This is a genomic window from Pseudonocardia sp. SID8383 (assembly GCF_009864975.1).
GTDB lineage: Bacteria > Actinomycetota > Actinomycetes > Mycobacteriales > Pseudonocardiaceae > Pseudonocardia > Pseudonocardia alni.
On sequence record NZ_WWFY01000989.1, the window covers coordinates 1 to 11306 of the forward strand.

Annotated in this window: 10 protein-coding genes; 4 read left to right on the forward strand and 6 right to left on the reverse strand. The window is 75.7% G+C overall.

Annotated features, from left to right (window positions below):
• The first annotated feature begins 204 nt into the window (after positions 1-204).
• Positions 205-1227 (forward strand): YdcF family protein, encoded by a 1023-nt coding sequence (locus GTW08_RS23630; RefSeq protein ID WP_083658732.1) that lies wholly within the window; start codon positions 205-207, stop codon positions 1225-1227.
• 16 nt (positions 1228-1243) lie between these two features.
• Here GTW08_RS23630 and GTW08_RS23635 read toward each other — a convergent pair whose 3' ends face one another.
• The gene (locus GTW08_RS23635) at positions 1244-2755 is read right to left on the reverse strand and encodes an alpha/beta hydrolase (protein WP_301549125.1); all 1512 of its coding nucleotides are present in this window, start codon (positions 2753-2755) and stop codon (positions 1244-1246) included.
• Between the two features lie 129 nt (positions 2756-2884).
• Complete coding sequence (locus GTW08_RS23640) at positions 2885-4096, reverse strand: macrolide family glycosyltransferase (protein ID WP_301549124.1); 1212 nt, start codon at positions 4094-4096, stop codon at positions 2885-2887.
• Between the two features lie 51 nt (positions 4097-4147).
• Between GTW08_RS23640 and GTW08_RS23645 the strand changes: the two genes are divergently transcribed.
• Complete coding sequence (locus tag GTW08_RS23645) at positions 4148-4924, forward strand: alpha/beta hydrolase (protein ID WP_073576200.1); 777 nt, start codon at positions 4148-4150, stop codon at positions 4922-4924.
• Positions 4925-5048: 124 nt separating this feature from the next.
• On the opposite strand, the gene GTW08_RS23650 is transcribed toward GTW08_RS23645, so the two are convergent.
• The 3 genes from GTW08_RS23650 to GTW08_RS23660 form a co-directional block, all read right to left on the reverse strand.
• Positions 5049-5471: an META domain-containing protein gene (locus GTW08_RS23650; protein WP_157818485.1), complete on the reverse strand. Its 423-nt coding sequence runs from the start codon at positions 5469-5471 to the stop codon at positions 5049-5051.
• Positions 5472-5570: 99 nt separating this feature from the next.
• Entirely contained in the window at positions 5571-5945 is a 375-nt protein-coding gene (locus GTW08_RS23655) for a cupin domain-containing protein (protein ID WP_161152544.1), read from the reverse strand.
• Positions 5946-5962: 17 nt separating this feature from the next.
• Positions 5963-6181, reverse strand: a complete 219-nt coding sequence (locus GTW08_RS23660; RefSeq protein ID WP_139282853.1) for a hypothetical protein — start codon at positions 6179-6181, stop codon at positions 5963-5965.
• A gap of 126 nt (positions 6182-6307) precedes the next feature.
• Here GTW08_RS23660 and GTW08_RS23665 point away from each other — a divergent pair, with 126 nt between their 5' ends.
• Positions 6308-8362: a copper-translocating P-type ATPase gene (locus tag GTW08_RS23665; protein WP_161152545.1), complete on the forward strand. Its 2055-nt coding sequence runs from the start codon at positions 6308-6310 to the stop codon at positions 8360-8362.
• Here the strand turns inward: GTW08_RS23665 and GTW08_RS23670 are convergent.
• A complete protein-coding gene (locus GTW08_RS23670) occupies positions 8355-9359 on the reverse strand; it encodes a LacI family DNA-binding transcriptional regulator (protein WP_202417599.1) in 1005 nt (334 codons plus the stop codon). The genes GTW08_RS23665 and GTW08_RS23670 overlap by 8 nt on opposite strands.
• Positions 9360-9452: 93 nt before the next feature.
• On the opposite strand from GTW08_RS23670, the gene GTW08_RS23675 reads away from it, so the two are divergent.
• Entirely contained in the window at positions 9453-11105 is a 1653-nt protein-coding gene (locus tag GTW08_RS23675; protein ID WP_161152547.1) for a glycoside hydrolase family 13 protein, read from the forward strand.
• Positions 11106-11306 lie beyond the last annotated feature (201 nt).

Here is an 11306-nt window from a genome sequence, read left to right on the forward strand (position 1 = left end):
GTGGGTCCGGCTTGAAACGGCCACCGGGCACGCGCACGGTGGGGGCGAAGAGGGACGACACAGTGCCGTCATCCTCCCCGACGCCGGGCGTCGCCGTCGCCGGACCCGGTCCGGCGCACCGGGCCGACCGCCGGCCGCCACGACCGGGTGGCCGCCCGGGCCGTCCGGGGCCGGTCCGTGGGGCGGGGAGAAGGATCGTCGTCGATGTCCGACTCGTTCCTCACCCTGCTCGTGACCGTCCTCGCGGTCGTGCTGCCCGTCGTGCTCGCGGTCGTCGTCACCGTGTTCACCGTGCGGCGGATCCGGCGCGACCCCCGACGGCTGGGCAACGCCTACTGGCTGCTCGCCGCGGCGGTGAGCCTCGGGTGGGTGCTCGCGCTCGCCGGGTCGGGCGGCAACCCCGTGTTCGGTGCGCTCGTGCTCGCCGTGGTGCTGTCGCCGCTGATCACGGTGGTGTTCGCGGTGTTCTGCGTCCTCAACGGCGCGGTGATGCTGCGCCGGGAGCGTTTCTCACTCGGCAACTCGCTGTCGCTGCTCACCGGCCTGGCGATCATCGGGCTGCTCGTCGCGGTCTGGCCGGTGCTGGCGCTGCACTCGCTCGTGCTGCGCGCGCTGTGGCTGGCCTGCCTGGCGGCGGCGGCGTTCCTGGCGTTCCAGTTCGCCGCCTTCCTCGGCTACGCGCGGCTCTACCGGTGGCTGGTGCGCGACCGGCCCGCGGACTGGGTGGTCGTGCTCGGCTCCGGGCTGCACGGCAGCGAGGTGCCGCCGCTGCTGGCGTCGCGGATCGCGACCGGGATGGACGAGCTGACCCGGCGTGGGGCCGGACGGCTGGTGCTGTCCGGCGGGAAGGGCGACGACGAGCGGCTCGCCGAGGGCGAGGCGATGGCGCGCTGGGCCGCGGCGCACGGCGCCGACCCGGCGGTGCTGACCGCGGAGACCGACTCGCGGACCACCGAGGAGAACCTGCGGTTCAGCTCGGCGCTGGTCGGCGACGGCCCCGGGGTCATCGTGACCAGCAACTACCACGCGTTCCGGGCCGCGCTGCTGGCCCGGCGGCTCGGCGTCGACGCCCAGGCCGTGGGGGCGCCGACCGCCGGCTACTACTGGCCCAGCGCGGTGCTGCGCGAGTTCGTCGCGGTGCTGCGGGAGTACCGGGTGGCGAACGCGGTGCTGCTGGCCCTCGTCGCCGTCCCGGTGCCGCTGGTGCTCGTGCTCGTCGGCAGCTGAGCCGGCTGAGCCCGGCTCACCCGCCCGCGGCCGCCGGGGACGGCGGCGGCAGCGGCGGGCACTGCCGGTCCGACCGGTCCCCGCCGGTGCGCTTCGGCAGCGCGCCGGTGAGCAGGTAGTCGGCGACCGTGTCGTCGGTGCACGCGATCCCCGACAGCGACGACGAGTGGGTGTGCCCGCCGACGCCCTCGACCAGCGACGAGCCGGGGAAGGTCCGCCGGGCCTGGAGTGCGCCCTCGTAGGGGGTGGCGCCGTCGTAGGTCTCGGAGATCAGCAGCGGGCCGGTCCGCAGCGTCCCGGCGACCTTCGGTGCGGGCCCGGGCTTCACCGGCCAGTCCCGGCACGGCGCGTTGTACCAGGCGTTGCCCCAGGTCTCGAACGGCGCCTTCCGGTCGGTGGCCGTGTTGTCGCGCTTCCAGGTGGCCCAGTCGTGCGGGAACGGGGCGTCGGTGCACTGGGTGGCGAGGTAGACGGCGTAGTTGTTGTCGTCGGTGGGCGAGCCCGCCTGGTCGTAGGCGGCCTTGAGCGCGGCCGCGTCCTTCTTCGTGCCGGCGACGAACGCGTCGGCGACGGAGGTGTACTCCCCCACGTTGTAGCCGGCGCGCAGGAAGATGTCGGTCCACTCCGAGGACCCGATCCGCCCGCCCAGCGGGGCCTTCCGGAACTCCGCGGCGAGGTCGTAGAAGCGCTTCTCGACGGCGTCGCCGGTGGTGCCGAGGTGATAGGTGGCGTCGTTCTTGGCGACCCAGTCGAAGAAGGTCTCGATGTTGCGCTGGAACGCGACGTCCTGCTTCAGGTTGGCCCGGTACCACCAGTCACGGGGGTCGACGACGCCGTCGAGAACCATCCGGCGGACCTTGTCCGGGAACATCGTGGCGTAGACCTGGCCGAGCATCGTGCCGTAGGAGAAGCCGTAGTAGTTGATCTGCGGTGCGCCCAGGGCCCGGCGGATCAGGTCCATGTCGCGGACGGTGTCCTCGGTGCGCAGGTGCGCGAGCAGGTCGCCGCCGGCCTTGCCGCACGCCCGGGCGTAGGCCTCGGCCTTCGGCAGCCACGCCTTCTCGGCGCCGTTCTCCGGCCGGTAGTCGGGGCGGGCGTAGCCGCCGTAGTCGGCGTCGCAGGTCAGGGCGGGACGGCTCATGCCCACCCCGCGCGGGTCGAAGCCGATCCAGTCGTAGGCGGCGCCGGCGTTCTTCGGGACGGCGCCGCCGAGCCGGGACAGGCCCAGCCCGGGGCCGCCCGGGCCACCGGGGTTCACCAGCACGACGCCCTGGTACTGCGCCTGCGGCACGGTGTGCCGGATCCGCGACACCGCGATCTCGATCTTCTTGCCGGCGGGCTGCGCGTGGTCCAGCGGGACCTTCAGGAAGCCGCACTCGGCCTTGGCCTGCTGCAGCGACGGGCTCGTGCACGGACCCCACGTGATGCCCTGCCCCGGCGGCGGCGGCGCGGGCGCGGCCAGGGCCGGCCCGGCCGTCCCGAGCGTCACCCCGACGGCGACGAGCAGCGTGATGATCGTCCTGCGCACCGGCTCCACCTCTCCGGGCGCACGCGCCCGCCCCCCGACCGAGAGGCAGACGTTGCCATTGGCAACGCTGTGTCCACAATCGCCACGCCCGACGGTGCCCCGAACGGACCAGCGCGGGTCGGGACGGGCTCAGCGGCGTCCCCCGCAGCCACCGACGAGAGCGCACGCCGCACACAGCGCGGACGGCACCAGACCCTCGACGACGTCCGCGGCGGCCGCGGCCCCGCCGGCCGCGCGGGCGGTCGCCTTCTCCTCGGCGCAGCGGCGCGCGACCTCCTCCGACGAGGACACCCGCAGCACCGCCTCGCGCAGCGTCTCCGGGGTGACCGCGTCGGCGGGCAGGTGCTCGCCCACGCCGAGCGCGGCGATCCGGTCGGCGTTGCCGAACTGGTCCACCGCCTGCGGGACCGCGACCATCGGGACGCCGTGCCACAGCCCCTCGGTGCAGCCGCCCATCCCGGCGTGGGTGACGAACGCCGACGCGTGCGCCAGCACCGCCAGCTGCGGCACCCACTCCCGGACGGTGACGTCGTCGGGGACCGCGCCGAGGTCGGCCGGGGCGACGTGCGGGCCGGTGGCGAGCACGGTCTGCCAGCCGGTGCCGGTCATCGCCTCGACGGCGGCCCGCCAGAACTGCGGCCGGTCGGTGTAGGCCGAGCCGAGCGACACCAGCAGCAGCGGGGCCTTCGGCTTGGGCCACAGCCCCTGGTGCGAGCGGTCGCCGATGACCGGGCCGACGAAGGTGTAGCGGTCGCGGTCGACCCGGTCGAGCTCGGGCTGCATCGCCTCGGGGATCAGCGCCACCGAGCGGTCGGGGCGGCCGAGGAACTCCCGGTTCCCGACGCCGGCGCCGACCTCGTCCAGCCAGGCGTCCAGCTCGCCGCGCCAGGCGAGCCCCTCGGGGGTCTCCAGGAACGCGAAGGCCTCGGCCATGTCGGTCTCGAAGCCGTCCCAGGCCACCATGTGCGGGGACAGCTCCACCCGCGGGATGCCCCGGACCCGGGAGAACGCGTGCCCGGCCCAGCCGCTGCCGTCATAGCAGACGACGTCGGGGTGCTCGTACTGCAGCGCGTCGGCGATCTGGTCGTAGGCGGAGCGGGCCTCGGCGGAGAACAGCCGCATGGCCTCGATCCCGCCGTCGGGCCACTGCTCGCCCTTCGCCGGGTCGGGCAGGTCGGTGCGGATCCGCAGCGGCGTCGCCCCGGTCGCGGCGACGGCCTCGGCGAACCGCTCCGGGACCGGGTAGGTGACGCGGTGGCCGCGGGCGACCAGCTCGGCCATCACCGGCAGGTTCGGGTGGACGTGGCCGTGCGCGGCGGTGGTCGACATGAGGACGTGCACGACCCGAGTGTGCCTTGACCGGCCGGTCGCGCGCCGACGAGGATCACCGGAATGGCCCGGCTGCGCTGCGACGTCGTCGCCGACTCCCTCGGACTGGCCACCTCGGTCACGGTGCTGCTGCCCCAGCCGTCGCGGACCCGGATCGGCGCCGGGGTGCGCGACCTCGACGCCCCGCCACCGGTGCTCTACCTGCTGCACGGCCTGTCCGACGACGACACCGCCTGGACCCGCTACACCGCCGTCGAGCGGTACGCCGACGAGCTGGGGCTCGCCGTCGTCATGCCGCAGGTGCACCGCAGCTTCTACACCGACCAGGCCTACGGCGGCCGCTACCGCACCTGGGTGACCGAGGAGCTCCCGGCGCTGGTGGCGCGGTTCTTCCGGGTGTCGGCCGACCCGGCGGAGACGTTCGTGGCGGGGCTGTCGATGGGCGGCTACGGCGCGCTGTCCTGGGCGCTGGCCGAGCCCGGCCGGTTCGCGGCCGCGGCGTCGCTGTCCGGGGCGCTCGACCTCGCCGCGCTGGCCGCGGGCCCGCCCCGCGAGGAGGACCCCCGGATCTGGGAACGGATCCTCGACGGCGCCCCGGTGGCCGGCACCGAGGCCGACCTGTCCACCCTGCTCGCCCGGCTCGACCCGGCCGCGGCGCCCGCGCTGTACGTGTGCGCCGGCACCGAGGACCCGCTGCACCCGCAGTCGGTGCGCTTCGCCGAGCTGGCCCGGGCCGCCGGGGTGTCCGTGAGCACCGCGTTCGGCCCCGGCGAGCACGAGTGGGGCTACTGGGACGCCCGGATCCGCGACGTCCTGGACTGGCTGCCGCTGCCCCGCTGACCCGTCCCGGACCGGGCGCTGCGCTCCCGTGGTCGGCGGCACGGTTCCGCGACGCTCGACGACCGGCACCCGCGTCGAGGAGCACGTTCGCGCCCTCCGCGGGGCGGGAACGTGCGCCTCGGTGTCAGCGGGGTGCGCGCACCAGGCGCACGGGCTCGCCCGTCGCGGGGTGCAGGAGCAGGGCGTCGCCCTCGGTCTCGACGTGGACGGCCTCGGAGACCCAGCGCGCGACGGGCACGTTCTCGCAGCCGATCATCGTGCTGAGGCCCGCCGTCGCCCGCAGGGCACCGCCGTCGCCGAGGGTCCACTCACCGCTCTGGCCGTTGCAGCCGTCCGAGCCGGTCCAGGTGCCGTCCGGGGCGAACTCGGCGAACGCCCGGCCCTGCGCGGTGCCGTCGGCGGGCAGCCAGCGGACGCCGGTGAGGTCGGCGGCCGTGGCCGCGTGCGGACCGGTGGTGCCCGCACCGGCGGCCGTGGCGCCGCCGGTGCCGCATCCGGCCAGCAGGAGCGCGGCGAGGGCGGTGAGGGCAACCGTCCGGATCGTCACGCCCCAGGTGTACCGGATCGGAGCTCCCGGCCGCTCCCGCGGCGCGGCACCAGGCGCCGTCGTCGACCGCCGGGCCCCGGGCGGCGGCACGGGACCGGATCAGCTCCCGGGCTCGTCGTCACGGTGCGCGGCACCGATCTCGAAGGCGGGCAGGCAGACGGCCACGTACTCCGCGCCGTCGGGGCCGGGTGAGCTGTAGCGCACCCACTCCCCCGGCGCGGTGTGCACGGCCTGCCCGGCGGCGACGTCGAGCTCCCCGCCGTCGAACTCGACCCGCAGTGCGCCGCACAGGACCAGGGTGTACTCGTCGAACTGCGGGGTCTGGCCGGGCTCGGCCCAGCCCGACGGGCTGCGCATGTGGGCGACCGAGACCCGGCCGTCGCCGGAGTTCACCCGCCCGACGTACTCGTCGATGGTCTTCGGCGGGGTCCCGGCGGCGGTGACCCGGCTGGCGTTCTCGATCAGCTTCGGCACGACACCATCCTGCCGCCTCAGCGCGCGGCGGGCGGCCGGGGTGCGGGCAGCGCCGGTGCGGGGCGCCCGTCCACCGGCTCGGCGGGGAACGGTCCGCCGTGCGCGGACAGGTCGATGCACACCGACCGGGCGGGCGGCAGGACGAGCATCGTCTGGTCGGCACCGGGCCGCATCGGGTGCCGGTGGTGCGCGGCGACCCAGCTGCGGTTGCGCCAGTGCCCCTCGACCCGGACCACGCCGACCACCTCCCGCGGTGTCCCCGCGGGACGACCACGACGGTACCTCGCGCGACCCGGCCGCCGGGAATACCCTGGGGGGGTATAATCGCTGCAGCCGGTGTCCACGACGTCGGGAGGTAGACGATGCACGGCGAGCCACGGGCGGCCTCCGCCCCGCAGGAGCACGGGACGCACCCCGGCGGCGGCCCCGGGGCCCACGGCAGCCACGCGGGACACGGGCACGCGGACCACGCGGCGGTGTTCCGGGACCGGTTCGTCGTCGCGCTGGTGCTCGCCGTCCCCGTCGTCGGGTTCAGCGCGATGACCGGGATGCTGCTCGGGTACTCGCCCCCGGCGTGGTCGGCGTGGATCCCCCCGGTGCTCGGCACCGTGATCCTCTTCTGGCCGGGGTGGCCGTTCCTGTCCGGCGCCGTCGCCGAGATCCGGGCGCACCGGCCCGGGATGATGCTGCTCATCGGCATGGCCGTGGGCGTCGCGTGGGTGGCGAGCCTGCTGAGCTCGCTCGGTGTCGGCGGGCTGGACTTCTGGTGGGAACTGGCGCTGCTGGTCGTGATCATGCTGCTCGGGCACTGGCTCGAGATGCGTGCGCTCGGGCAGGCGTCCGGGGCCCTCGACGCGCTGGCCGCGCTGCTGCCCGACTCCGCCGAGCGGGTCGGCGCCGACGGCACGGTCGGTACGGTCGCACCGGCCGACCTGACCGTCGGCGACGTGGTGCTGGTCCGGTCGGGCGCCCGGGTGCCCGCCGACGGCACGGTCGTCGACGGTGCCGCCGAGGTGGACGAGTCGATGATCACCGGTGAGTCCCGGCCGGTCCCGCGCGGCACCGGCGACCGGGTGGTGGCGGGCACCGTCGCCACCGACTCGGCGCTGCGGGTCCGGGTCGACGCCGTCGGCGAGGACACGGCGCTGTCGGGCATCCGTCGCCTGGTGGAGAACGCGCAGGGTTCGCGCTCCCGGGCCCAGGCACTCGCCGACCGCGCGGCGGCGCTGCTGTTCTGGTTCGCCGCGGGTGCCGGGGTGGCGACCTTCGCCGTGTGGACGCTGCTCGGCGACACCGCGCAGGCGGTCACCCGCACCGTCACCGTGCTCGTGATCGCCTGCCCGCACGCGCTCGGGCTGGCGATCCCGCTGGTCATCGCGATCTCCACGGCCCGCGCGGCACGCTCCGGGGTGCTGGTCACCGACCGGCTCGCGCTGGAGCGCACCCGCACCGTCGACACCGTGCTGTTCGACAAGACCGGCACGCTCACCACCGGCAGCCCGCGGGTCGTCGGGACCGCGGGCGCTGCGGACACCCTGGCCCTGGCCGCCGCCGTCGAGGCCGACAGCGAGCACCCGCTCGCCCGCGCCGTCGTCGCCGCGGCGGACGGGCGTGCCGTCCCGGCCGCACACGGGTTCCGCTCACACACCGGACGCGGGGTGTCCGCCACCGTCGACGGGCGGCCGGTCGCCGTCGGGGGTCCGGCGCTGCTGCGCGAGCGCGGTCTCGACGTGCCCGCCGAGCTGACCGGCGACGTGCACCGGTGGGGCGACGACGGTGCCACCGTGCTGTACGTGGTGGCCGGTGCGGACCCCGGCGAGGTGGTGGGCGCGCTCGCCCTCGCCGACGCGGTCCGCCCGGAGTCCCGGGCCGCGGTCGACGCCCTGCACGCCCGCGGCGTACGGGTCGTGATGCTCACCGGTGACGCGCGCCCGGTGGCCGAGGCGGTCGCCCGCGACCTGGGCGTCGACGAGGTGGTCGCCGAGGTGCTGCCCGAGGGCAAGGACGAGGCGGTGGCCCGGCTCCAGGACCGCGGCGCGGTCGTCGCGATGGTCGGCGACGGCGTAAACGACGCCCCGGCGCTGGCCCGGGCCGACGTCGGGATCGCGATCGGGGCCGGTACCGACGTCGCCGTCGCCTCGGCCGGGGTGGTCCTCGCCTCCTCCGACCCGCGCGGGGTGCTGTCGGTGATCGCGCTGTCCCGCGCCGGGTACCGGAAGATGCTGCAGAACCTGTGGTGGGCGGCCGGCTACAACCTGGTCTCGGTGCCGCTCGCGGCCGGGGGGCTCGCCCCGGTCGGGTTCGTGCTCCCGCCCGCGGTCGGCGCGCTGCTGATGAGCCTGTCCACGGTCGTCGTCGCGCTCAACGCGCAACTGCTGCGCCGGGTGGAGCTGCGCCCGGACCGGCTGGTCAGCTGACCCGGGGTGGCGCCGTCGTCGCCCGGACCACCAGCCGGGTCGGGACCTCGACGTCGCCGGGGACGTCGCCGCCCAGCGCGGCGAGCAGTGCCCTGGCGGCGAGCTCGCCCTGGCGGCGGACCGGCTGGGCGACCGTGGTGAGCTCGGCGACGGCGGCCGAGTCGTGGTCGTCGAACCCGACCACCGACACCTGGCCCGGCACCGCCACTCCGGCACGGCGCAGGGTGCGCAGCACACCGACGGCGAGCTCGTCGGACATCGCGAACACCGCGGTCGGCATCGCCGGCAGGGAGAGCAGCTCCGCGGCCGCGGCGTCGCCGTCGGTCACCCCGGCCCCGGGGGCGACGACCGGGCCGCGGGGTCGCCCGGCCTCGGCGTGCGCGTCGGCCCAGCCGTCGCGCCGGTCGGTCGTCGTGGCGCGGCCGTTGGCCTCGTCGGGGTCGAACGACACCAGCGCGACGCCGCGGTGGCCGAGCCCGAGCAGGTGCCGGACGGCGGTGCGGGCTCCGGCGCGGTCGTCGATGCCGATCCGCGGCCGTCCCGGCATGTCCCCGCCGAGCACGACGACCGGGATCCCCAGCGCGTCCAGCGCCGCGGCCTCGGTGGTGTCGATCGCCGAGGCGACGACGATCAGCCCGTCGGCGCGCCCGCGCACCGGCAGCGTCGCGAAGAAGTGCGCCCGCGCGTCCGGGTCGCCGAGGTTGTGGAGCTGGGTGACGTGCCCGGCCGCGGACAGCACGCCCTCCACCCCGGCGACGGCCTCGGCGAAGAACCAGCGGGTCGGGAAGCGGGCGAGCACGGCGACCGTCAGCGGCCGGACGGGGACGGAGTAGCCGAGGGAGGCCGCCGCCCGGCGGACGCGTTCGCGGGTGTCGTGCGAGACGGGGGTGCCCTCGCGCAGGGCGCGCGACACCGTCGCCGGGGAGACCCCGGCGAGCTCGGCGACCCGCCGGACACCCACCCGGCGTACGACCTCGCGCACCGGCTCGTCCGTCACGGGGGTCATCGTGCCCGCGCCTCGACAGCGGTTGCAACCGGATGAAACACTCTGCAACACCGCCCCGCCCCACGATCCGTACCCGGGAGCATCATGTCCGTGCACGAGCAGGACTGGTGGCGCAACGCCGTCGTCTACCAGGTCTACATCCGCAGCTTCGCCGACGGGAACGGCGACGGGACCGGTGATCTCGCCGGTCTGCGCAGCAGGCTCGACCATCTCGCCCGCCTGGGCGTCGACGCGATCTGGATCAATCCCTGGTACCCGTCGCCGCTGGCCGACGGCGGCTACGACGTGGCCGACTACCGCGCGATCAACCCGATGTTCGGCGACACCGCCCAGGCCGAGGCCCTGATCGCCGAGGCCCACGCGCGCGACATCCGGGTGCTGCTCGACATCGTCCCGAACCACCACTCCGACGAGCACGTGTGGTTCCGGCAGGCGCTGGCCGCGGGCCCCGGCTCGCCCGAGCGCGAGCGCTACCTCTTCCGCGACGGCCGCGGCGAGAACGGTGAGCTCCCGCCGAACAACTGGGAGTCGATGTTCGGCGGGCCCGCGTGGGAGCGGGTCGTGGCCCCCGACGGGACGCCGGAGCAGTGGTACCTGCACCTGTTCGACATCCGGCAGCCGGACGTGAACTGGGAGCACCCGGAGGTCCGCGCCGACTTCGAGGAGACCCTGCGCTTCTGGTTCGACCGGGGCGTGGACGGGTTCCGCGTCGACGTCGCGAACTCGATGGTGAAGGAGCCCGGGCTGCCCGACATCGTCGAGGGCGTGAACGACGCCCAGGACGGCGGCCACCCCTACCTCGACCGCGACGGCGTCCACGACATCTTCCGGTCGTGGCGCCGGATCGGCGACGCCTACGACCCGCCGCGGGTGTTCGTCGCCGAGGCCTGGGTGCCGGACCCGCAGCGCCTGGCCCGCTACCTGCGCCCGGACGAGCTGCAGACCGCGTTCAGCTTCAACTTCCTGACCGCCGCCTGGCTGGCCGAGGACCTGCGCGACAACATCGACGACGCGATCGCCGAGAACACCCGGGTCGGCGCGCCGGCGACCTGGGTGCTGTCCAACCACGACGTCTGCCGGCACCCGAGCCGGCTGGCCCGCAAGCCCGAGGCCGGGCGCGGCTGGAACCTCGACGACGTGATCGCCCTGCCCGCCGACCCCGAGCTCGGCCTGCGCCGGGCCCGCGCGGCGACGCTGCTCATGCTCGCGCTGCCCGGCACCGCGTACCTCTACCAGGGCGAGGAGCTCGGACTGCCCGAGGTCGAGGACATCCCGACCGACCGGCTCGACGACCCGACCTGGGAGCTGTCCGGGCACACGCTGCGCGGCCGCGACGGCTGCCGCGTCCCGCTGCCCTGGGCCGCGGGCGAGCCCGGCTTCGGGTTCGGCCCGTCCGGGACACCGTGGCTGCCGCAGCCGGAGGTGTTCGCCCGGCACGCGGCCGACGTGCAGGAGGCCGACCCGGAATCGGTGCTGCACCTCTACCGGGACGCCCTGGCGATCCGCCGCGCGCACCCCGCACTCGGCGGCGGCGCGCTGACCTGGCAGGAGTCGCCGGAGGGCACGCTGGCCCTGGCCCGCACCTCGGACTCCGGCGACGGCGGCTTCACCTGCCTGGTGAACGTCTCCTCGGCGCCGGTGTCGCTGCCCGAGGACGCCGAGGTGATGCTGTCCAGCGGCCCGCTCACCGCCCGCGGCGAGGTCCCCGCCGACACCGCGGTGTGGCTGCGCCACTGACCGGCGCGCCCGTCCCGGACGCCCCCAGGGGAACTCTCGTGGCTTTGAGCGCTACGAGGGTTCCCCTCGGGGCAGCCCCCCGGGGTCAGGCCACGATCGGCAGCCCGGCGAACCAGACCTCGCGCAGCGTGCGCTCGGTCCAGCGCCAGACCCGCCGCGCGGCAACCGGGTCCAGTGCGTGCGTGGCGACCCCGCCCGCCA

Coding starts and splice junctions, on each gene's coding strand:
- GTW08_RS23665 (WP_161152545.1), top strand. CDS start 6,308: ATGCACGGCGAGCCACGGGCGGCCTCCGCCCCGCAGGAGCACGGGACG.
- GTW08_RS23630 (WP_083658732.1), top strand. CDS start 205: ATGTCCGACTCGTTCCTCACCCTGCTCGTGACCGTCCTCGCGGTCGTG.
- GTW08_RS23675 (WP_161152547.1), top strand. CDS start 9,453: ATGTCCGTGCACGAGCAGGACTGGTGGCGCAACGCCGTCGTCTACCAG.
- GTW08_RS23645 (WP_073576200.1), top strand. CDS start 4,148: ATGGCCCGGCTGCGCTGCGACGTCGTCGCCGACTCCCTCGGACTGGCC.